Below are 22,841 nucleotides of genomic sequence, written 5' to 3'. Positions count from 1 at the left end.
AGCATGACGTCGAAGTCCCCTCCGCCCGGACGAAAGCGAGTCACCGTGCCCAGCTCCCCGCCAGGCGCCCTGGACGAGCTCACCGCCCTGCACCGCGCGGGCGAGCTCGCCGCACACTACCCACGCGTCGCCGCCCTCCTGAGCGACGAGGGCGTCGACGACGACGCCCTGGCCCACGCGGGCCGCCTGCTCTCCCGGACCGCCCCCGACGACGTACTGCGCCATCACCCGCGCACCCCCGTGCTGAAGGTGGCCGTCACCGGCCATGGCACGCTGCACCAGCTGCAGGCGCCGCTGACCGCGCAGTTCGCCCGGCACGGTCTGCTGCTGCGGCCGCACTTCACCGACTTCGACAGTTATGTCTTCGCGCTGTCCGATCCGTCGAGCGACCTGTACGCCGCCGACCCGGACCTGGTGCTGTGCGTGCTGGATCCGGGGGTGATCCTCGACGAGCTGCCGCTGCCGTGGGGCCCGGACGACGTGGAGCGTGTCCTCTCCCGCAAGCTGTCCCTGCTGGAGCAGCTCGCGGCGCGGTTCGCGGCCACATCCCGCGGCACCCTCGTCCTCAACACGCTGCCGCTGCCGCGCACGCACACCGCCCAGCTCGTCGACCACCGCTCGCGCGCACGCCTCGGCGCGGTGTGGCGGGAGGCCAACGCGGCGTTGCTGCGGCTGCCGGAGACCGCCGCGTCCGTCGTGGTCCTCGACCTCGATCCGCTGCTCGCGGAGGGGGTGGCCGTCCAGGACCCGCGGCTCGCCGCGTACACGGGGGCGCCGTTCACGGCACAGCTGCTGGCGTCGTACGCCCGGGAGGTCGGTCATCTGGCCCGCCATCTGACCGGCCGTACCCGCAAGGTGCTGGTCCTCGACCTGGACAACACCGTGTGGGGCGGGGTGCTCGGCGAGGACGGGCCGGAGGGCATCGAGGTGGCCGGAGGCCGCCGTGGCAACGCCTTCCGGGACCTGCAGCGCACCGCACGCCAACTCGCCGCGCAGGGCGTGCTGCTGGCGGCGGTCAGCAAGAACGACCCCGGCCCGGTGGCCGACGTCCTGCGCAGTCATCCCGAACAGGTGCTGCGCGAGGAGGACTTCGTCCGGGTCATCGCCAACTGGCAGCCCAAACACGACAATCTCGCCCGGCTCGCCGACAGCCTCGGTCTGGGCGTCGACTCGTTCGTCTTCGCCGACGACAGCGCCTTCGAGCGCGGCCTGGTGCGCCACGAACTGCCCGATGTGGCGCTGGTCCCGCTGGACGACGAGCCGGCGCTGCATGTGCGGCGTCTGCTCGCGGACGGCTGGTTCGACGTACGGGAGGCGACCGAGGAGGACCGGGCGCGGGCGTCCCGTTACCGTGAGGAGCTGGCCCGCGGCGACTTCCTGCAGGAGTTCGCCTCCCTCGACGACTATCTGGCCGAGCTCGACGTCGAGGTCCGCGTCGCCCCGCTCACCCCGGCGGACACCGCCCGCGTCTCACAACTCTCCTTGCGCACCAACCAGTTCAACCTCACCACGCTGCGCCTGCAACCGGCCGAGGTGTCGGCGCTCGCCGCGGACCCGGCCGCCTCCGTGCTCACGGTCCGCAGCCGGGACCGGTTCGGGGACAACGGGCTGGTCGGCGCGGTGTTCCTGCGGCGCGTCGACGACACGGTCACCATCGACAACTTCCTGCTCAGCTGCCGGGTGTTCTCCCGCGGCATCGAGCAGGCCGTTTTGGCCACGGTGCTGCGCGGCGCCGCCGACCACGGGGCACGCGAGGTCGTCTCGGCGTTCCACCCCACGGCGAAGAACCATCATGTGCGCGACTTCTATCCGCGCGGCGGCTTCAAGGAGCTGGGCCCGTGCGGCCCCGGCGGCTCCGGCACCGCGTACCACCGCTCGCTCCTGGACCGGGACGAGCTGCCCGAACCGCCCGCCCACATCACTCTTGTCGCGGAGGCGACCCTGTGACCGGTATCGACGATCTGCTCTCCCTGCTGAGGGACGACCTCGGCCTGCCCGTGGACGAGGGCGAGGACGGCTCCCTGCGTCTGGACGCCATCGCCGGCTGGGACTCCGTACATCTGCTGTGGCTGGTCACCGCCCTGGAGGAACGGACCGGCAGCCGGCTCTCCCTGCCCGACCTGCTGGACGCGGTCACTGTGGCGGACGTCCACCGGCTGGCCACAGCCGGGCCCGGCTCCCAGGACACGGTGACGGCCGATGCCCGGTAGTCCGGTAGTCCGGTACGACGCCGTCGCCCCGGAGGACTTCCGGGCGGCGCTCGGCCGGTTCGCGTCCGGTGTGGTCGCGGTGTCGGGTCTGACCGAGCAGAACCGGCCGGCCGGCTTCGCAGCGAGCTCTTTCACCTCCGTGTCACTGGAACCGCCGCTGGTGGCGTTCTGTCCGGCCCGCACCAGCCGTACCTGGCCCCTGCTGCGGACCACGGGACGGGTAGCGGTCAGCGTCCTCAGGGCCGGCCAGGAGGACGTCTCGCGCACGCTGGCCACACGGGACGACGACAAGTTCACGGCGATCGCGTGGTCCCCGTCGGCGTCCGGGCTGCCCCTCATCGACGGCGCACTGGCGTGGCTGGAGTGCAGCGTGACGGCGCAGCACCAGGCGGGCGACCACGACATCGTGATCGCCCATGTCGACCGCCTGTCGATCGCCCCCGATACGCACAGGCACGTCCACGAAGGCCCGCTGATCCACTACCGGGGCAACTACCGGCGCTTCGCCTAGAGCGCGTCCCGGCCCCGAGTGCCGGCCTCCAGTTACCCATCGACGTGGATCGGATCGCGCCGGTGCTCGGTGTACCCGCATGATCGGCCGCGCAGGTCCTGGCCGCGCGCGGCTGGGACCGTTGCGCGCACACTCTGTTTCCGCCTCACCAGGAGGCAGGCGAAGCCGAGCAGCCCCACGGCGGCCAAGACGGCGGCAAGGAACAGCGGAAGTCCGACATCGATAGGACGGGGCGTGGCGTTCACGGCGTGATGAGGGCGCTCCGGGGAGCTGTTGCCGTCTCCGAACGAGTCCTTGAGTATGTAGAGCACTACATCGAGGGCGTGGAGCAAGCGGTTCTGCGCATGCAGGCTGATCTGTTGACCCAACGCCTCGCACCACTGCACCACGGCGTAACCGGCACACAGGAACGCCAGCCCGAGCGATGTGCCGGGAACGGCGTACCAGGCCCCGCGTAACGGCGGGAGTCGAGGCGGTTCCCTTGTCGGGCTCGGCCGGGAATGGTCACGGGATGAAGAGGCCATGGGCTGATCCTCCACCGGGGCGCCCAGCGCCGGCATGAGTACACCTACTCAGCTGCCCTGGGGCTCACATGGCCCACCATGGCCCGCGATCTGCCGGCTCTGGAATCGGCAGGGGCCGCGCTGCAGCGGATCAAGCCCAGCTGGCCGTGTTCCGGACGCCCCGGCGAGCAGGTGCTCGCGGGGCGTCCGTACGTGACGTACCGCCCTCGCCGATCAGGAGGGGTCGAGGACGTTGCCGTTCACGCAGTGGTTCACGGTGTTGCCCAGCCAGTCGCCGCCGACGGGGACAACGGCGAGTTCCTGGAAGCAGACGGCTGCCGCCGTGAAGTTCCAGTTGTTGGCGGCGTTGACGCCGGGCCCGGAGTTCGAGTCGTTGTCGGCGTGGGCGGCCGGGGCGGACAGAGCCAAGGCGGCGAGCGGAAGGCCGGCGAGCGTCATGATCTTCTTCATGTCGATCGCAACGACTGGTCATCGGCAAAGGTGCGGTGGCTGCGCCATATTCACTCAGTGAGCGCGAAGGCAGTGCGGGCAGGCCTTCTCGATCCCGATGATCACCCGGGCACGTCCTGTTCCGCCCAGACGATCTTGCCCGTCGGTGTCCGGCAGGACCCCCAGCGGCGGCAGAGTGTGTTGATCAGCTGCAGACCGCGGCCGCCCTCCGCGCTGAGCGAGGCATGCTGGATCTGCGGCAGGTCCGGGCCGTTGTCGGACAACTCCACGCACAGCCGCTCGGCCAGCATCAGCCGTAGCCGATCGGGCCCCTGCCCGTAGCGCAAGGCGTTGCCGACGAGCTCGCTCACCACGAGTTCCGTGACATCGGCCACCTCGCCCAGTCCCCATTCCTCCAGCTGGTCGCGTACGAGACGGCGGGCAGTCCTGGCGGCCGTGCCGTCGGCGGGCAGATCCCAGACGCACTGCAGCGACTCGGCCGGGGGCCCCGGTTCGGCGATCAGCATGATCGCGTCGTCGAAGCGCCGCCCGTCGCCACCCACCGTGCGCTCCCAGACCGCCTCGCACATCTCCGCGAGCGCGGGCCGCGACGCGCTCGCCGCCCGTCGCAGGCCGTCGAGCCAGTCGTCCACATCACCTGTTCGACTCTTGACCAGCCCGTCCGTGCACATGAGCAGACGGCTGCCCGCCTCCACACCCACCGTCACCGGGTCGTACGGGATGACGCCCGCACCCAGCGGAGCGCCCGGCGGCACCTGGACGAAGCCGGCCGACCCGTCACCGTCGATCAGCAACGGCGGCAGATGCCCGGCGCTGGCCAGCCGATAGGTGCCCTCCGCCGGGTCGTACAGGGCACACAGACAAGTCGCGACCTGGTCCTCCTCCAGATCACGGGCCGCGAGGTCCAGCCGGGCCAGCACCCGTTCCGGAGCGATGTCGAGGTTCAGCAGCGTCCGCGCCACCGACCTCAGCCGCCCCATCGTCGCGGCCGCCGCCAGGCCGTGCCCCATCACGTCCCCGACGACCAGCGCGGTACGGCCACCGGGCAGCGGCACGATGTCGTACCAGTCGCCGCCCACCCCACCGGGGTCGACGGCGGGCCGGTAGCTGGAGGCCACCTGAAGGCCGGGCGTGGGCGGTGCGGTCCGGGGCAGCAGGGCGCGCTGCAACGTGACCACCGTGTCGCGCTCCCGGCTGTAGAGCCGGGCGTTGTCCACGAACACCGCGGCCTTCGCCGCGAGCGCGCAGGCCAGCGCCAGGTCTCTGGGGCCGAACGGCGATCTTCTGCCGCACCGGATGAAGTCGGCGATGCCGATCAGCACCCCGCGGGAGACCAGCGGCACGACCATGTAGCTGTGCACGCCCGCGTCACGCATCAGCCGAGCGGCTCTCGGCGTCGGCGCGATCTGCTCGTACTGATCCTCGGGGATCCGGCGGACCAGCACCGGTCGACGCGAGGTCAGACAGTCGTAGGCCACCTTGGGCGCCGGATGAATGGTGGACAGCTCGCCCACAGGGGCCGGCTCCAGATGCCCGAGCCGGTCGACGGCGGTCACCGCCATCGCCCGGGTCAGCGGCACCCGCGCACCGCCCGGCGGTTCGCCCTCGCCCCCGTGCAACACGGACTCCAGCAGGTCGACCGCTGCCCCGTCGGCAAGCGAGGGCACGGTGAAGTCGGCCAGTTCCTGCGCGGTGCGCTCCAGGTCGAGCGTGGTGCCGATACGCCCGTCGGCCTCGCTCAGCCAGGCCAGCCGACGGCTGTCCGCAACGGCCGATACGGCGTCGACGGCCGAGCGCACGCCCCGGGCCCCCAGCAGGCGGTCGAGAGCCAGGCTCCCGGACAGACGTGCTCGACCAAGGGCCGCCATACCGCGTACCTCCTGCCCTGGAGCTGTGAAACAGTCCGCGACGGTGCACCACTCTGACGGGACCGGACCGTGATCGCCACGCGAGACGGTCTGGGCCGAACGGGTGGCCGGACCGGCCGAGGGGACGACCACACGAGTGACCCATGGGCCGGAGACGGACCCGCCGCTCCCCGCCACGCCCACGCAGCAACCCGCGACGGCCCCTTGCAGGCCGCCCGGCGATGGAGACCCCGCACAAACCGCTTTGCCCACGAGGCGATCACTGCTAGGTTTCCGGTGGCCGTGCAACAAGAGCGAGGAGGTGGTACCCGTGAACGCAGTACTGACATGGGTGCTCCCCTCCGGGGTCACGGTCGGGCGATAGGCAGGTCGTCCGGGAGCGCCGTTCTGGTGCACTCCCGAAAGGCACGACCATGCATTTCACGTCCGAGCAACGCCTCGACGACGGCGTCCGCGAACGCGAATTCACCCTCGGTGACATTCCCGGCATTCTCTGGACGCCCGCAACGGCATCCGCTTCCGCGCCGGTGCCATTGATCCTCCTCGGCCATCCCACGCTCGGGCTGCGCAGGATGTACCCCCGACTGGCGGCGCGGGCCCGGCGCTCCGCGCGGGAGGGCTTCGCCACGGCCACCATCGAGCTCCCCGGAAGCGGCGACCGTCCCAGTTGGCCCGCCCTCGACCAGGCCCGCGCCGACCTTCGCCGGGCGATGCAGGCCGGAGAGCCGGTCGGCGACGAGATGGTCGACGCCCTCGTCCTCCCGCTGGTCGACAGAGCGGTCCCGGAATGGCAGACCGCACTGGACGCCTTCCTGTCGCTGCCCGAGATCGGCGGTCCGGTCGGGTACTCGGGCGGAGTCATCTCCATCGGCATCCGGCTGGCGGTGGTCGAACCACGCATCGTCGCCGCCGGCCTGTTCGCGGGGAGCCTGGTGCCTCGCGTCATGTTCGAGGAAGCCCGGCAGGTCACCATTCCGCTGCACGTGCTGCTGCAGTGGGACGACGAAGGCAACGACCGGCAGGCCGCCCTGGACCTGTTCGACGCCTTCGCGTCCGAGGAGAAGACACTGCACGCCAACATGGGCGGTCACACCGGCGTCCCGCAGTTCGCCGGCGACTCCGCGGCCGACTTCTTCGTACGACACCTGAAAGGGCGGCCGAGCTGTTAGACCGCCGTCGGACGGTGGCTGAGGCCGGCGGCTGCCTTTCATCGGGGCCAGGTGCCGGCCTCCCGTGACCGTCCACAACGTGGGCCCCTGCCGGACTGGCCGCAGGGGCCCACGCTGTATGACGTCATGACCCATCCGAATCGACTTCTCCGTCACCGCGATCCGCACCCCACCAGCGAGGGAATGCGCAGCCCCGCCGGCGGCAGCCTCTGGCGGGCCGGGCCATCGGATCGCTCGTAGAGTGGTCGTGTGAGTGGGCGCGCTCCCCGATCGCGGTGAGCGTGCCGAGGACAGCAGACCGCGATGACGGTGGATATCGACTTCACGGCCTTCTTCGAGGCCACCCCGAGCCCGTACCTGGTGCTGGACGCGGACTTGATGATCCGCTACGTCAACCCCGCCTATCTGGCGGTCACCGGCCGCAGGCGGGAGGAGCTGGTGGGCCGGCACTTCTTCGACGCTCTGCCGGAGAACCCCAGGGCCCCCGACGACCCGCAGCACAACCCGAAGGCGTCGCTGATGCGGGTGCTGGACACCGGTCTTTCCGACACTCTGGTGCTACAGCGTTACGACCTGTCCCTCCCGGGCCGGCCGGAACAGTTCGAGGAACGGTGGTGGACCGAGGTCCACACTCCGCTCGCCGGCCCCGACGGCGGGGTGGAGTGGATCGTCCAGCGGGTCGAGGACGTCACCGCCTTCGTCCTCTCCCGCAAGGCAGGCGCGCTCACCGAGAGGCTCACCGAGCGGGAGAAGGGCATGGCGGCCGAGCTGTACGTGCGCGCCCACGAGCTGTCCCGGCTGAACCAGGAACTGCGCGAGGCCCACGCCCGTGAACGGCAGGTTGCCGTCACCCTGCAAGGCGCCATGCTCTCCGCCCCCGATCTGATCCGGCACAACGACGACATCGCCGTGCGCTACCTGCCGGCCGCCACCTCGCTGAATGTGTGCGGCGACTGGTACGACGTCGTCGACCTGCCACCGGACCGCTACGCCGCGGCCGTCGGAGACGTCGTCGGGCACGGCCTGCACGCCGCGGCGGTCATGGGCATGCTGCGCAGCGCCCTGAGCGCGGTCATCCGCGCCATCCCCAGCCCCGCCCAGGCCCTGGAAGTCCTCGGTCTGTACGCCCGCTCCATCGACGGTGCGACGGCCGCCACCGCGGTCAAGGTCCTCATCGACACCCGCAGCCGTCTGATCATCTACAGCAACGCCGGGCACCCTCCGCCCATCCTGCTCCACGGCGACGGCACCTGCGAGTTGCTGGACAAGGCGACCGATCCGCCGCTCGGCGCCCGTCCGCACCATGTCCCACGCCCCCAGGCCGGCCTGCCCTACACCCCCGGGGACACCCTCGTGCTGTACACCGACGGGCTCATCGAACGCCGTGGCGAGGACATCGACGAGGGCTTGGGGCGCCTGTGCTCAGCCCTGACCGAATACAGGGCCCTCGCGCCCAGTCGGCTGGCCGACGCACTGCTGGCCCGGCTCGACGTCGCCGGTGGCGCCGCCGACGACGTCGCCCTGATCGCCATGCACCTATGAGCTCATGGCTTCGAGGTGCGGGAGCACGGTCGCGGTACGGTCGCGGTGCGGCGGCTCGGATCGGCGGGTACAAAAACAACTGGGGGACCGGGAGGTACCCGCTCCGCCACCACCGCTGGACGCAGTCCCTGATGTGCAGCCGGCACGCGTGACGTGGCCGAAGGGCCCCGCGGCCCTCGGCGTCCCCCGAGTGCGGCGTGACCAAAACCTCGGGGGCCGGTTGCACACGGCGACCCCGCCACTCCGGCAGTTCCGCCGGAAAAGAAAGAGATGCCCGTGCCTTCCCCTGCCGCTCATGAAACCGCAGATGCGATCGTCGTCGGTGCCGGCCCAGCCGGATCGACCGCCGCCTACTACCTGGCCGCGGCGGGCCACAGCGTGCTGCTGCTGGAGAAAGCAGCCTTCCCCCGGGACAAGATCTGCGGGGACGGGCTGACGCCCCGGGCCGTGAAGGAGCTGGCCGCGATGGGGGTCGGCATCACTGGTGACGGCTGGGTGCGCACCAGGGGCCTGCGCGTCCACGGCGTCGGGGCCACAGTGGAGATGCCCTGGCCCACAGTCGACTCCTTCCCGACCTACGGACTCGTCAGGACCCGTGAGGACTTCGACCAGCTCCTGGCCGATCACGCCGTGGCGGCAGGAGCCCGTCTGCTGCAGTCGACCAAGGTCACAGGACCGGTCCTCGACGCTTCCACCGGTCGCGTCACCGGCGTCGTCGCCCAGCACGGCGGGAGCAGCCGCACCTACCGGGCACCGGTGGTCGTCGCGGCAGACGGTGCTTCCAGCCGCCTGGCTGTCGCACTCGGCCTGCACCAGCGCATCGACCGGCCCATGGGGGTGGCCGTACGTCGTTACTACACCGCTGCGCGCCGCAACGACGACCACCTCGAGATCTGGCTCGACCTGCAGACTCGCAACAGGAGCGGACGCACGTACATGCCGTTCGGTTACGCGTGGATCTTCCCGGTCGGCGGCAGCACCTTCAACGTCGGTCTCGGCACCTTCCATGTCGGGCACAAACCGGACGTGGACCACCGGCGCATGCTGGAGGAGTGGACGCAGCGCTTGCCTGCGGCGTGGCGTTTCGACGAGACGCACGCGACCAGCCCGGTCCGCGGGGCTCCCTTGCCGGCCGGCTTCAACCGCCACCCGCAGTACACGCGGGGCGTGCTGCTGACCGGCGATGCCGGTGGGATGATCAATCCGCTGAGCGGCGAGGGCATCGACTACGCCCTGGAGTCCGGCCGCCTCAGCGCAGAGACCGTCATCCATGCTCTCGCCCAGCCCACCGCCGCCCAGCGCGAGCAGGTTCTGCAGTCCTACCCTCACCTCGTCCGCGGTTCCTACGGCAGCTACTTCACTCTCGGACGCCTCATCGTGCAGGCCCTCAACCACCCCGCGATCATGAAAGTCGTCGCCACCCACAGCATGCGCCTCCCCGCCGTACGCAAGCTCATGTTCAAGCTGTGGACCAATCTCTCCGACCCGTACAGCAAGGACGCACTCGACCGTGTGATCACGGCGTTGCAACGCCTGGTACCGCCGGCCTGAGCCGGGCGCACCACAGGTCTGTGCGTGCGCCCGGGTCCGGCCGTGTGTCAGCTGGTCGGCATCAGGACGGTGTCGATGATGTACACCGTGGCGTTGGCGGTCTGGACGTTGCCGCACACCACCTTGGCGGAGCCGTTGACGGTGTACGTCTCGCCCGAGCCGGATGTGGTGAGCTTGGACTTCTCCAGCGTGTCGAAGGAGCCGTTCTCAAGGTCCTTCGGCGCCAGCCTCTTGCCGACGACGTGGTAGGTGAGGATCTTCGTCAGCTGTGCCTTGTCGTTGAGGACCTTGTCGAGGGTGGCCTTGGGGATCTTGGCGAAGGCGTCGTTGGTCGGAGCGAACACGGTGATGTTCTGTGCGTTGTTGAGGGTGTCGACCAGCCCGGCCTTCTTCACCGCGGTGACGAGGGTGGACAGCGCGGGGTTGTTGGAGGCGGCGGTGGCCACCGGGTCCTTGGCCATGCCGTCGAACGAGCCGGCGCCGCTCTTCGGTACGGCGGAACAAGCGGGGCCGAAGGGCTGGTCGGCCATCGTGGTCTCACCGGCGCCGGTCATGCCGTCGTCGGTGGCCGAGGCGGCGGGTGCGGAGGCGGAGGATTTCGCGGAGGAGTCGGACTCACTGCCGCTGGAACATGCGGTGAGTGCGACGGGCAGGACGGCCGCGGCCGTAGCGAGGGCGGCGAGACGGCTGATGCGGGTCTTCATGCTGATGTTCTCCTGTGGTCGGTGCAGCGAATGCGGCACGGAACTGATGAAAGGGATGGTTGGTTCGGGGGCGCCGGGCTTCATTCGACGGTGACCACGACGGAGTGCCGGCCGTCGGCGCCGTCGGGGATGGTCCGGGTGCGTCTGTCGGTCTGCACCCGCCCGGTACGGTCGGTGGCGCGGACGGTCAGGGTGTGACCGCCTTTGGTGGCCTGCCAGGGGAAGGACCACTGCCGCCAGGTGTCGCGGGTGTCCTCGGCGGCGAGGGTGGTTTCCTGCCAGGGGCCGTCGTCGACGCTGATTTCGACCTTGCCGATGCCGCGGTGCTGGGCCCAGGCGACACCGGCGACCATGACCGTGCCGGCCTCGGGCCGGGCGAACGGTTTCGGGGTGTCGATGCGCGACTGCGTCTTGATCGGCGCTCTGCGGGCCCAGCCGCGCTTGACCCAGTAGGGGTCGTAGGCGTCGAAGGTGGTCAGCTCGATATCGGTGATCCACTTGCAGGCGGAGACGTAGCCGTACAGGCCAGGCACCAGCATGCGGACGGGGAAACCATGCTCGAACGGAAGCGGCCGGCCGTTCATGCCGACGGCCAGCAGGGCATCGCGGCCGTCCATGACGTCTTCGACGGGGGTGCCGATCGTCATGCCGTCCACCGAACGGGCCACCAGTTGGTCGGCCTGCCCTCCGCGGGACGGTGGCTTCACCCCTGCTTCCGCGAGGAGGTCCGCGAGGCGTACGCCGGTCCAGCGGGCGTTGCCGACGTAAGGACCGCCCACCTCGTTGGACACGCAGGTGAGAGTGATGTCGCGTTCGACCAGCTCGCGGCGGAGCAGGTCGTCCAACGTCAGCGTCATGGGGTGCTTGACGCCGCGGCCGTGGATCCGCAGCCGCCAGCTCGTCGCGTCGACCTCGGGTACCACGAGGGCGGTGTCCACACGGTAGAAGGAGCCGGCCGGGGTGATGAACGGGCTGACGCCCGGCACCCGGACCTCAGCGCCCTTGGGTACCGAGGCGGCCGGCGAACCGGGGGCGGGCAGCAGCAGCGATGTGCGGGAGGCTGCGGCGCCTCGCCCGCGGGCCGTGTTCAGGGAGCGCCCGAGGGCGCCGACGCCCGCCGATCCGGCCGCCGCAGCGGTCGCCGCGATGACGAACTGCCGGCGGTCCCAGCCGACGGCGGCCATTGAGTCTTCGCCCTTGGAATCTGCGGGCGTAGGACGCCGCAGGAAGCCGATCAGGAAGTACAGCAGCAGCGCACCGACGACGGCGCCTGCAGCGGAGGGCAGTGCATCGGCCGGGCCCGATGAGTCGGGACGGCTCGTGGCGGCCACCGCGCCGACCACACCGAGGAGAAGGACACCGGCGGCCCCGGTCCGCCGGAAACGCAGCGCGAACACGCCGAGGAACACCGCGAACAGCACCAGAGCGACGAGGATGCCGAGTTGCAGCACCAGCTTGTCGTCGGTGCCGAAGTGGCGGATCGCCCAGTCCTTCACCGCGGCCGGCGTGCGGTCGATGGCCGCACCGCCGACCGCGACGACAGGCCCGGCCTGCGGACGCACCCACGCGGACACCAACTCGGCCACCGCCAGTGCCGCACCTCCGGCCACCAGACCGCTCACCGCGCCCAACGCGCCGAGCTGCAACCGGTGTCCACGGCGGCCCGGGTGATGTGAATTCGTCGTGTCGTCCCTCACGCCGGTAATCCGGGCCCCGCGAGGAAGGGGATTGGTCTCTCCCCCGATCTCGTGAATCCTTTTTCTCGGACCAATCCGGCCGTGCCGCGGCTACGGATAAAGCAGTTCAGCCCACACACAATCGAGGGTGCAAAAGCCGCGGGAGTGGGGCTCCGCCTGTGCACGCGACCAGGCGACCGACCGTCCTGGTGGCCTTCAGCCCGGCCGGCGGCCTTCAGTCCGGAAGGGTCAGCTCGGCCCAGACGGTGTGGCCGCCGGCCGTCGGCCGGTCGCCCCAAGCGCGGCAGACAGCCTCCACCAAGGACAGCCCCCGGCCCGTCTCGGTCAGGTCGAACGACGGGTGCCGCCACCGCGCCCGCACCATCCCGACGTCGAGTGCGGCGCCACCGTCCGATACCTCGATGCGCACGCAGGGCCCGGCGTCCCGCAGGCCCGACAGCGTCACGGCGGCGCGCACGGGTGGCCGGCCGTGGCTGTGGGCGTTGGCCACGAGCTCGGTGAGGACCAGGCAGGCGTCGTCGGCGAGCGCCGCCAGACCCCAGCCGGTCACCCGGTCACGCACATCCGCGCGCAGGCCGGACAGATCGCCGGAGCACGGCGCACGGCTGTCATGACCGTAGCAACTGTTCATGGTCGCTCCTTCGACCCGCTGCAGCCCCCGGGTGTGATCCGTTGCCCGCCCGGATACGGATGGGTCAGTGCCCGGCCGGGAGAACCGTCCTGGGAAAACGGTCCTGGGAGAGCGGGCCACCGCCACGCGACCGGGTCCGAAGACGGGCCCAGCCATGGTCCGGGCAAGCTGGTCGCGAAGCAGTCGGCAGCCGGCCGTGAAAAAACAAGCGCAGGTGGACCAATCCGCTGGTCGTTCGGCTTCGGATTCCACCAGACATTGCGTACGCCGCGGGAGGAGCCTCGTGAAAGAACCGGTCTTCATCGGCAGGAGCCCCTCCGCCGAGCCGGACCTGCAACAGCTGATCGCGAGCGTCGCGCTCGGCGATCAGGAGGCCTTCGCCGCCGTCTACGACAACGTGGCGGGCCCGGTCCTGGGCGTCGTGCGCAGCGTGCTGCGGGACCGGTCGCAGTCGGAGGAGGTCATGCAGGAGGTCCTGGTGGAGGTGTGGCGTACGGCGGCCCGCTACCGGCCCGATCGGGGAACGGCGATCAACTGGATCCTGACCCTCGCCCACCGGCGTGCCGTGGACCGCGTCCGCTCCGTCGAGGCCTCGGCGGCCCGCGAGCACAAGGCCGCCCTGCTCGATCAGCTGCCGGAGTACGACGAGGTGACCGAGCAGGTCCAGACCCGCCTGGAGCGCGAGCAGGTACGACGCTGCCTGCGGACCCTGACGGAGCTGCAACGGCAGGCCGTGACCCTGGCCTACTACCGGGGCCTGACCTACCGCCAGGTCGCCGACTCACTGTCGCTTCCCCTGGGCACGGTCAAAACCCGGCTGAGGGACGGCCTGATCCGGCTGCGGGACTGCCTGGGGGTGACCGCGTGAACGCCCGTGCGGACCTGCACACGCTGACCGGCGCGTACGCGCTGAACGCGCTCGGCGAGGACGAGCGCGCCGCGTTCCGCCGGCACCTGGCGCACTGCGCGTCCTGCGCGCAGGAGGTCGACGAATTCTCCGCCACCGCGGCCCGGCTCGGCCTGGCCGTCGCGGACACGCCCCGCCCCGTCCTGCGCGATCAGGTGCTCCACCGCATCACGGCTGTGCGCCAGGAGCCTCCCAGCAGCGCCGGGCCGGCCCACACCCGTCGGCTGGGGGTGCTGCGCACGCGCCGCATCTCCCAGTGGGCGCTCGCCGCCTGCCTCGCCGGCGCAGCGGCCCTGGGTGGCGTCGCCGTATGGCAGCACGACCAGGCCGATCAGGCACGCGCCCAGGCGCAGCGGGCCGAACAGCGAGTGGCCGGCATCAGCGCCGTGCTGTCCGCTGCCGATGCCCGCACGGTCACGGCCCGGCTGGCCGGCGGGGCCAGCGGCACGGTCGTCGTCTCCCGCAGCCGCAACCAGGCGGTGTTCATCGCCGCCGGGATGGACCGGCCGCCCAGCGGCAAGGTGTACCAACTGTGGCTGAACGAGCACGGCACGATGCGCCCGGCCGGTCTGATGAACCCCAACCGCAGGAGCGAAGCGGTACTGCTGCACGGTGACGTCACGCCGGCGTCGGGCCTGGGCATCACCGTGGAACCGGCCGGCGGATCGAAGGAGCCGACGTCCGCGCCGATCGCGCTCGTGGCCTTCCCGGCCTGAGGGCCGTGCGGGCCGTCCCCCTCCAGGCGGCGGCCCGCACGATGGTGCGTGCAGAGCGGCTGTCGTCCGATACGGGCATCAAGGCTGCCGGACCACACCGCCGAAGTGCCCGCCGAACGGCTGACCTCGATCTCGTGCCTCAGGTCCGCTCGATCTTCAGCTTCCGCTCAGCGTGATCACGACCTTGACGTCGTCGTGGCGCTCGAAGGCCTCGGGGGCGCGTTCCAGCGGGACCCGCCTGGTGATCAGCCCGTCCAGCCAGCCCAGGTCCGCCCGGGCCAGAGCGTCTGCCGCCTGCTGGTAGTGACGCAGGTTGGCGTTGACCGAGCCGACCACGGCGTCGTTCTGCAGGACCACTTCCCGGTTGAGGGCGCCGGCGTCGACGGACATGGTCCGGCCCTTGGGTGAGACGCCGGTCAGACAGACGATCCCGTACGTCGCCGTTCCCGCCATGGCCTCGAAGACCAGTTGTCCCACCCCGGTCGCCTCGATCACCACATCGGGGCGGAGCTTCGTCATGACGTCGTGGATGTCCCCGAGGTGGAAGGTCGCGCCGAGATCCCTGACCAGAGCGGGCTTCGGCCCAGTGGTGACCCGGTCCAGGACATGGACGTCCAGGCCACGCTGGACGCCGAGCAGTGCGGCCAGCAGGCCGATCGGGCCTGCTCCGGTCACGAGTACGCGCCGGGGCTCGAACCAGGCCCGGTTGCCGACCCGCTCGACCTGCTCCCAGGCCTTGGCGACGACGGTCGTGGGCTCCAGCAGCATCCCCACCTGCTCCAGGGCGGGTTCGAGTTTCACGGCATAGTCGCTCTCCACGGTCCACATCTGGCTGGCGTAACCGTCGCGTTCCTTGATGCCACGCTCGGTGTAGCGGCCGTTGCGGCACATGTCGAACTCACCGCGCGCGCACGCCCCGCAGGGCACCGGGTCGGGACGGCGCACCACACCGACCACCAGTTCTCCGGCATCGAAGCCGCTGCCCGGCGGCGCCTGGCGCACCCGGCCGAGTGACTCGTGCCCCAGCACGAGCCGTTCCCGGCCCGATGGCGCCCATCCGTACTCCCCCGCTGCGATCTCCCTGTCGGTGCCACAGACCCCGACCGCCAGCCCTTCGACGAGCAGCTCCCCCGGAGCGGCCACGGGATCGGGCACGTCTTCGATGCGCAGCGACCGGGCAGTCAGCGGACGGACGGTGAGGGCGCGCATCACTTCTCCCTTACGAGGCCGGCCGGTCACCGGACACAGGCGCCGACAATTCTGGGTGCCCGCCTTCGTCCCACCCGTACGGCACGCCGAACACCGGAAACGAATATGCGGGCGGGGTCCCCGGGCCTCTCACCGCGACCGCCTCCTCCCTTGGCCGGCGCCAACCGTTCGCGCCCGCGATGTACCGGTCGTCTCGCGCCCCACTTCGGCGGTCACGCCGAAGAAGAAACGACCGGGGTCGTTTTACTTCCTCTTAGGTATTCGACTATCCGGCCATGAGACCCCCTGATCGAATCTTTACTTCTTTGATCAAAGGATTGACATGGACATTGCTGACAAAGTGGTGGCGTGACGTCACAAATGCCCAACCACCGGAAAGTTGCGGCGCGCGTCGGCCACCTACTGTGGCCCTGCTTCCCTGAGGCCGCCTTTCCGGCCGATGACGACTGACAGGAATCCGATGCACATATTTCGCGCGAGAATGCGCCGCAAAGCGACCGGCGGGAGGATGCTGCGCGGCGTCATTTCCTCCGCAGTCACGGCCGCGATAGCCGCTGGGACCCTAGGAGCGGCACCCGCCGCCCACCGGCACGCCCCGACGGTCCCGCACACCAAGCCCGTCCCCGTCCAGCCGGTCGTCTCCCACTACCACCGCCCCAAGGCCCTGCCCACGTACCGCGCCCCCGCGCCCGACTGGCCGGCCGGCACCGCCGAGGTCGCGCTCCCCGCGGCGGTCCCGGGCCCCGCGCGGCAGGCCGAGCCGAAGGCCACCGGGAAGACGCAAGCCATTGGCCGTACGGCAACGGCTTCGCGGAACGCGGCACGGGCCGGCACCCTCCCCGTCTGGTTGAGCACGGACTCCCAGAAGACTGGCGGGACGAAGGTCGCCGTACGCGTCCTTCCCCAGCAGACCGCCCGCGCCGCCGGCGTCAACGGCGTGCTGCTCACCCTGACTCCGGCTCAGGCGACCGGCGCTCGCCTGCACGTTGCCCTCGACTACCGTGGATTCCGGCAGGCTTTCGGCGGCGACTGGGCCTCACGCCTGCACTTCGTCGAGCTTCCCGCCTGTGCTCTGACCAGCCCGCAACGGCCGGCCTGCCGTACCGCGACCGCGGTTTCCTCGGCCAACGACACACATGCCGGCCGCCTGACGGGCGGCATCACGAGCCCCGCGCCCGCTCCCGCAGCCGGCAGGGGGTCGTCCTCGAAGACGACCACGACCTCGGCCATGACGCCGTTCGTGCTCGCCGCCGTCTCTTCCGGCAATGGAGGTGGCGGCGACTTCTCCGCCACCACGCTCAAGCCCTCGGGATCGTGGCAGGCCGGCGGCAGCACCGACGCGTTCACCTGGTCCTACCCGATCACCGGACCCGGCGTCCCCGGCGGGCTGGCCCCGAACCTCTCGCTGGGCTACGACTCGCAGAGCGTGGACGGCCTGACCTCGTCCACCAACAACCAGGCCTCGGTGGTCGGCGACGGCTTCTCGCTGCCGAGCAACTACATCGAGCGTTCCTACGCCTCCTGCCACGACAACCCCTTGGGCTCCACCAAGACGTGGGACAACTGCTGGTCCGCCGACAACCAGCTCACGCTGTCGCTCAACGGCACCACCACCACCCTGATCAAGGACGACACCACCGGCGTCTACCGCGCACAGGGCGATTCCGGCGAGCGCGTCGAGCGGCTGACCGGCGCGACCAACGGCGCCCAGAGCGGCGAGTACTTCCGGGTGACCACGCCCAACGGCACCCAGTACACGTTCGGTCTGAACAGGCTGCCGGGCTGGGCGTCGGGGAACGCGACCACCGACTCGGTACTGACCGAGCCGGTCTACGCCACCGCCTCCGGCCAGCCCTGCTACAACAGCACCTGGGCGAGCTCCTGGTGCCAGCAGGGCTACCGCTGGATGCTCGACTACGTCAAGGACACCCACGGCGACGTGATGTCCTACTTCTACACTCCGACCACCGCCTACTACGCACGCAACCTCGGCAAGACGGCCGACACCTCCTACGTGCGCGACGCGGCCCTGCAGAAGATCCAGTACGGCCAGCGCGACGGCTCGGTGTACTCCACCAGCCCGGCCGCCCAGGTCACCTTCACCTACAACGGCCGCTGCAACACCTCCGCCACCGGCTGCGCCACCTCCACCCTGACCAGCACCACGGCGTCCAAGTGGCCGGACGTGCCGTTCGACCTGAACTGCGCCAGCGGCGCCTCCTGCTCGACCAACTCCCCGACGTTCTGGAGCGAGAACGAGCTGACGGGCATCCAGACCCAGGCGCTGGTCGGCACCACCGAGACGAACGTCGACTCCTGGGCGTTCACCTACTCCTTCCCCGCGACCGGGGATGCGACCACGCCCTCGCTGTGGCTGAACTCGGTGACCCACACCGGCCAGGACACCTCCGCCGGCGGCTCCACGGCGGCGATCCCCATGCCCCCGGTGACCTTCTCCGGCACCCCGCTGTCGAACCGGGTGAACCTGACCGACGGCTACCCGCCGATCACCCGCTACCGGCTCAACACCGTCACGACCGAGACCGGCGGCATCCTCAGCGTCGGCTACTCCGCCCCGGCCTGCGGCGGCGGCACCCCCAGCGACGCCAGCCAGAACACCACACTGTGCTACCCCGGTTACTGGACTCCGACCGGGCAGACCAGCCCGATGCTGGACTGGTTCAACAAGTACGTCGTCACCACGGTCACCCAGCAGGACCCGACCGGCGGCGGGGTCAACGACACCGTCGTCACCCGCTACCTCCCGGTGTCCACGCCGGCCTGGCACTACGACGACAACCCGCTGACCCCCGCCGCCCAGCGCACCTGGGACCAGTGGCGCGGATACGGCGGGATGAAGGTCACCACCGGCACCGCGCCCGACCCGGCCACCGAGACGGACTACACCTACTTCCGCGGCATGGACGGCGACACCCTGCCCGGCGGCAAGACCCGCTCGGCCACCGTCACCGACTCCCGCGGCGACCCACCCGTGACGGACTCCGCCCAGTACGCGGGCCTGACGTACGAGGCGATCCTGCACAACGGCCTGAACAGCACGGCGGTCGTCAACGACACGGTCACCGAGCCGTGGAGCAGCGGCGCCACCGCCACCCACGCGCTGTCCGGCGGCCTGCCGGCGCAGAAGGCGTTCCTGACGGGCCAGAGCGACGTCAAGGTCTACACTCCGCTGGCGTCCGGGACCACCCGGGAGACCGAGACCGCCTCCACCCACGACTCCTACGGCCGGGTCACCCAGGCCGACGACAAGGGCGACGTCTCCACCGCGAACGACGACCTGTGCACCACGACGACCTACGCGGACAACACCTCGTCCTGGATCCTCGACCTGGTGGACGAGACGAAGACGGTCTCCGTCGGCTGCTCGGCCACCCCGACGCTTCCGGCGGACGCGGTCAGCGACAAGCGGGTCTACTACGACGGCTCGACCACCCTGGGCGCCGCACCCACCGTCGGTGACCCCACCTCGACCCAGCAGGCCACCTCGTACAGCGGCTCCACGCCGGTCTACTCGACCATGTCGTCGATCCACCCGGACGTCTACGGAAGGCCGCTGACCAGCACGGACGCCGACCAGCGGACCACCACGACCAGTTACACCCCGACCACCGGCGCCACACCCACCTCCATCGTCTCCACCGACCCGATGGGTCAGACACTCAGCCAGACCTACGACGCGCTGCGCGGGGTGATGCTGACCCAGACGAACGCGGCCGGCTATGTCACCAAGGCGCAGTACGACGCGCTGGGGCGGATCACCGCCGTGTTCCGGCCCGGGATCACCGCCGCCGCCACCAAGTACAGCTACACGCTCGCCGCCGACAAGCCCAGCTCCGTCGTCACCCAGACCCTGAACGACGACGGCAGCTACCGCAGCAGCGAACTGCTGCTGGACGCGCTGCTCCGGGCTCGCGAGACGCAGATCGCCACCGCCGACGGCGGCCGGGACGTCACCGACACCGTCTACGACACCAACGGCTGGGTGGTCAAGACCACCTCTCCCTACTACACCACCGGCGCCCCCAGCTCCACGCTGGTGCAGGCGCAGGACGGTGACATCCCCTCCGAGAGCGGCTTCACCTACGACGGTGCCGGCCGCAAGACCGTGGCCACGGCGTACGCGCTGGGCACGGCCACCTGGAACACCACCACCGTCTTCGGCGGCAACTTCACCACCACCATCCCGCCGAAGGGCGGCGTGGCCGAGACCACGATCACCGACGCCCGGGGACGCAAGACCGACCTGTACCAGTACCACGCGGGCGCCGCGGCCGACCCGGTCCACGACTCCCCCACGGACTACTCCGACACGCACTACACCTACTACCCGGACGGTCACCAGGCCAGCCAGACCGACCCGGCCGGCAACACCTGGACCTGGACCTACAACCTGCTCGGCGACCAGGTCGCGGCCACCGACCCCGACTCCGGCGGTTCCTCGGCGACCTACGACAACGCCGGTCAGCTGCTGACCACCACCGACGCCAGGGGCGACCAGGCCAGCTACAGCTACGACAAGGACGGCCGCCGGACAGCGGTCTACGACACCACCGGCAACGCCGCGCCGTCCACCGCCAACCAGGTCGCCTCCTGGACGTACGACACGCTCAAGAAGGGGTTCCTGACCTCCTCGACGTCGTACTCCATGGGCACCGGCAGCGCCTCGGTCACCAACGCGGTGCTGGCCTACACCAGCATGGGCGAGGTCGCGGCCTCGAAGACCACGCTGGCCAACCTGCCGAGCACCCTGGCGGCGCTGGCGCCGTCCGCCGGCTACACCGAGTCGTACACCTACAAGACCACCGGCACCCTGGCCACCCAGCAGGACCCGGCCGGCGGCGGACTGTCCGCCGAGACCGTCAACTACGGCTACGACCAGTACGGCCAGCCCACCAGCGTGGCCGGCACCGGCACCAACGCCTGGACCTACGTCTCCGCCGTCGGATACGACGAGTACGGCGACCCCCTGCAGTACTCCATGGGCCCGTCCACCAGCTGGGTCGACCTGACCCTGCAGTACGACCCGCAGACCGGTCAGCCCACCGACGCAAAGACCACGGACTCCAGCAGCAGCACCGTCGTCGACGACACCAGCTACACCTGGGGGAACTCCGACGTCTCCAAGGGCGCCGGACTCCTCACCGCCACCACGGACAGCCAAAGCGGCGGCTCGACGGTCGACACCCAGTGCTTCGGGTACGACTGGGCGGCCCGCCTGACCGCGGCCTGGACCGCCACCGACAAGTGCGCCGCCACGCCCGCCACCGGCAGCAGCACCACCGTGGGCGGCCCCAACCCCTACTGGCAGACGTGGACGTACACCGCCGACGGGCAGCGTCTGACGCAGACCGACCACGCCACCAGCGGCGACAGCGCCAACGACACCACGACCACCTACCACTACCCGACCGCCGGCTCGAAGACCGACCAGCCCCACACGCTCGGCAGCACCACCTCCACCGGCCCCGCGGCCACCGCGAACACGGCGTCCTACCAGTACGACGCCTCCGGCAACACCACCACGATCCAGGGCGGAGCGCTGGGCGACCAGACCCTGACCTGGAACCACCAGAACCGGCTGGACACCGACACCACGGCGTCCGGCACCACCGGCTACCTCTACGGCCTCGACGGCAGCCTGGTGCTGCGCACCGACCCGACGCAGGCCACGCTCTACCTGGGCGACGAGGAACTGGTGGAGAACACCACCACCCAGGCCCTCAGCGCCACCCGCTACTACCGCCTCAACGGCACGATCGTCGCCGCCCGTTCCAGCAGCGGTGACGTCCAGTACCTGGTCCCCAACCGGCAGGGCACCGACTACCTGTCCGTCGACTACCAGACGCAGGCGGTGACCCGGCGCCAGTACCTGCCCTTCGGCGGCACCCGCGGCGCGGCTCCCGCCACGTGGCTGGGAGACAAGGGCTACGTCGGCGGTTCCACCGACACCGCGACCAGCCTGGTCAACCTGGGTATGCGCGAGTACGACACGGTCACGGGCCGGTTCGTCAGCCGCGACCCGCAGCTGGAGACCTCCGACCCCTCACAGCTGACCGGCTACGACTACGCCGCCAACGACCCGGTCACCGGCAGCGACCCGACGGGGCAGAGCTGGTTCAGCTCCCTGTCCAACGCGGTCTCCAGCCTGGCGGACACCGCGTCGCAGGTCATCGACCGGACCAACGCGCCGATGGCGGCGCTCGGGTTCGGGCAGCTGCTCCTCGGTGCGGGCATGGACGCCCTGGGCGGAGCCCTGTGCGCCACGGGCATCGGGGCGCTCGGCCCGGGCGAGGCCCTCATCCTCGCGGGCTCCGCTCTCGCGGTGACCGGCTCGGCCACGGTGGCGACCGCGGTCGCGGCCCCGAACATCGCCTACGCCGTACAGAACGGCGACGGCGGCGGAGGCGGTGACGAGGGGGGCGGGTCCGACGGTTCGTCCTCCGAGGACCCGAGCCGGGACGCCGATGCGCAATCCCTGCGGAAAGAGCACAAGGGCGAGGACGGCCAGCCGCAACTCACCTTGGACAACGCCTACCGTGCGCTGGACGGCGCTCCCGAAGGAACCCGGGCCCGGGTGATGCCCAAGGAGAACGAGCTCACGAGCAAGCCAGGAGCCAAGGGGAAGGACAAGGTCAAGAACGCCGACCTCGAATATCTCGACCAGCAGGGTGAGATCGTCGGTTACGGCGAGGTCAAGACCATCGGAGAGGCCGACGAGGGGAGGTTCTCCGAGCAACTTGCCAGTGCTGTCAAGCAGCTGCGCTGGCGGCAGGACTGGAAGGGCGGCACGGACGTCAACGAGATCTTCATCCAGGTTCCCGACCTGGCCGATCCGCCGGCGATCAAGCAGTGGGTGCGCAGCTATCAGAAGGCCCGCAGGGGTGGCATCAGTTCGATCCGCGGGTTCCATCTGAGGGTCTACAACGAGAGCGGCACCCAACTGGGCGACTTCGACCTCGGCAGCGACGCCGACGCCGGCCATTACGACGAAAGTACTCATACCTACTATTCGTCGAACGGGTACTCCTACTGAGCCGCCTGCTGCCGCTGACTGGCACCAGGCCGTAACTCGGGGCAGGGACGGACGCGTACCGTGAGGGCGCGTCCGCCCTGCCCCTGTCCGAAAGGCAC

Annotated in this window: 16 protein-coding genes; 9 read left to right on the top strand and 7 right to left on the bottom strand. The window is 70.4% G+C overall.

The genetic code is table 11. From position 1 onward, the window contains the following. Positions 1 to 3 precede the first annotated feature (3 nt). From ACZ64A_RS07695 to ACZ64A_RS07685, 3 genes are read left to right on the top strand one after another with little or no spacing between them, the layout of a single operon-like run. Positions 4 to 1,947: an HAD-IIIC family phosphatase gene (locus ACZ64A_RS07695; protein ID WP_469808852.1), complete on the top strand. Its 1,944-nt coding sequence runs from the start codon at positions 4 to 6 to the stop codon at positions 1,945 to 1,947. Then, positions 1,944 to 2,210, top strand: a complete 267-nt coding sequence (locus tag ACZ64A_RS07690) for a phosphopantetheine-binding protein (RefSeq protein ID WP_469808851.1) — start codon at positions 1,944 to 1,946, stop codon at positions 2,208 to 2,210. The genes ACZ64A_RS07695 and ACZ64A_RS07690 overlap by 4 nt, the downstream gene beginning before the upstream one ends. Next, positions 2,200 to 2,721 (top strand): flavin reductase family protein, encoded by a 522-nt coding sequence (locus tag ACZ64A_RS07685; RefSeq protein ID WP_469808850.1) that lies wholly within the window; start codon positions 2,200 to 2,202, stop codon positions 2,719 to 2,721. Before ACZ64A_RS07690 ends, ACZ64A_RS07685 begins: the two co-directional genes overlap by 11 nt. Positions 2,722 to 2,753: 32 nt before the next feature. On the opposite strand, the gene ACZ64A_RS07680 is transcribed toward ACZ64A_RS07685, so the two are convergent. From ACZ64A_RS07680 to ACZ64A_RS07670, 3 genes are all read right to left on the bottom strand, one after another. Beyond that, complete coding sequence (locus ACZ64A_RS07680; RefSeq protein WP_469808849.1) at positions 2,754 to 3,281, bottom strand: hypothetical protein; 528 nt, start codon at positions 3,279 to 3,281, stop codon at positions 2,754 to 2,756. A gap of 177 nt (positions 3,282 to 3,458) precedes the next feature. Beyond that, positions 3,459 to 3,695, bottom strand: coding sequence for a hypothetical protein (locus ACZ64A_RS07675; protein WP_469808847.1), 237 nt, complete (start codon positions 3,693 to 3,695; stop codon positions 3,459 to 3,461). Positions 3,696 to 3,796: 101 nt separating this feature from the next. Further along, positions 3,797 to 5,563 carry an ATP-binding SpoIIE family protein phosphatase gene (locus tag ACZ64A_RS07670; protein WP_469808846.1) on the bottom strand — a complete coding sequence of 589 codons (1,767 nt, stop codon included), beginning with the start codon at positions 5,561 to 5,563 and terminating at the stop codon, positions 3,797 to 3,799. Positions 5,564 to 5,976: 413 nt separating this feature from the next. Here ACZ64A_RS07670 and ACZ64A_RS07665 point away from each other — a divergent pair, with 413 nt between their 5' ends. From ACZ64A_RS07665 to ACZ64A_RS07655, 3 genes are all read left to right on the top strand, one after another. Next, complete coding sequence (locus ACZ64A_RS07665) at positions 5,977 to 6,732, top strand: dienelactone hydrolase family protein (RefSeq protein WP_469808845.1); 756 nt, start codon at positions 5,977 to 5,979, stop codon at positions 6,730 to 6,732. A gap of 303 nt (positions 6,733 to 7,035) precedes the next feature. Further along, the gene (locus ACZ64A_RS07660; RefSeq protein ID WP_469808844.1) at positions 7,036 to 8,274 is read left to right on the top strand and encodes a PP2C family protein-serine/threonine phosphatase; all 1,239 of its coding nucleotides are present in this window, start codon (positions 7,036 to 7,038) and stop codon (positions 8,272 to 8,274) included. A 270-nt stretch (positions 8,275 to 8,544) separates the two neighbouring features. Then, on the top strand, positions 8,545 to 9,825 hold the full coding sequence (locus ACZ64A_RS07655; RefSeq protein ID WP_469808843.1) for a geranylgeranyl reductase family protein: 1,281 nt from the start codon (positions 8,545 to 8,547) through the stop codon (positions 9,823 to 9,825). 47 nt (positions 9,826 to 9,872) lie between these two features. Here ACZ64A_RS07655 and ACZ64A_RS07650 read toward each other — a convergent pair whose 3' ends face one another. The 3 genes from ACZ64A_RS07650 to ACZ64A_RS07640 form a co-directional block, all read right to left on the bottom strand. Beyond that, the gene (locus ACZ64A_RS07650) at positions 9,873 to 10,529 is read right to left on the bottom strand and encodes a fasciclin domain-containing protein (protein WP_469808842.1); all 657 of its coding nucleotides are present in this window, start codon (positions 10,527 to 10,529) and stop codon (positions 9,873 to 9,875) included. Between the two features lie 80 nt (positions 10,530 to 10,609). Further along, entirely contained in the window at positions 10,610 to 12,175 is a 1,566-nt protein-coding gene (locus ACZ64A_RS07645) for a sulfite oxidase (protein ID WP_469809093.1), read from the bottom strand. A 265-nt stretch (positions 12,176 to 12,440) separates the two neighbouring features. Further along, positions 12,441 to 12,857, bottom strand: coding sequence for an ATP-binding protein (locus tag ACZ64A_RS07640; protein ID WP_469808841.1), 417 nt, complete (start codon positions 12,855 to 12,857; stop codon positions 12,441 to 12,443). A gap of 283 nt (positions 12,858 to 13,140) precedes the next feature. On the opposite strand from ACZ64A_RS07640, the gene ACZ64A_RS07635 reads away from it, so the two are divergent. After that, positions 13,141 to 13,725 carry a sigma-70 family RNA polymerase sigma factor gene (locus tag ACZ64A_RS07635; RefSeq protein WP_469808839.1) on the top strand — a complete coding sequence of 195 codons (585 nt, stop codon included), beginning with the start codon at positions 13,141 to 13,143 and terminating at the stop codon, positions 13,723 to 13,725. Beyond that, entirely contained in the window at positions 13,722 to 14,480 is a 759-nt protein-coding gene (locus tag ACZ64A_RS07630) for an anti-sigma factor (protein WP_469808838.1), read from the top strand. Before ACZ64A_RS07635 ends, ACZ64A_RS07630 begins: the two co-directional genes overlap by 4 nt. Before the next feature lie 156 nt (positions 14,481 to 14,636). Here ACZ64A_RS07630 and ACZ64A_RS07625 read toward each other — a convergent pair whose 3' ends face one another. Then, a complete protein-coding gene (locus ACZ64A_RS07625) occupies positions 14,637 to 15,689 on the bottom strand; it encodes a glucose 1-dehydrogenase (RefSeq protein WP_469808837.1) in 1,053 nt (350 codons plus the stop codon). Between the two features lie 481 nt (positions 15,690 to 16,170). On the opposite strand from ACZ64A_RS07625, the gene ACZ64A_RS07620 reads away from it, so the two are divergent. Further along, on the top strand, positions 16,171 to 22,743 hold the full coding sequence (locus ACZ64A_RS07620) for an RHS repeat domain-containing protein (RefSeq protein ID WP_469808836.1): 6,573 nt from the start codon (positions 16,171 to 16,173) through the stop codon (positions 22,741 to 22,743). Positions 22,744 to 22,841: the final 98 nt, after the last annotated feature.

It is taken from the genome of Streptomyces sp. NPDC104814 (assembly GCF_055583185.1).
This window is presented reverse-complemented; position numbering and strand designations above follow the sequence as displayed.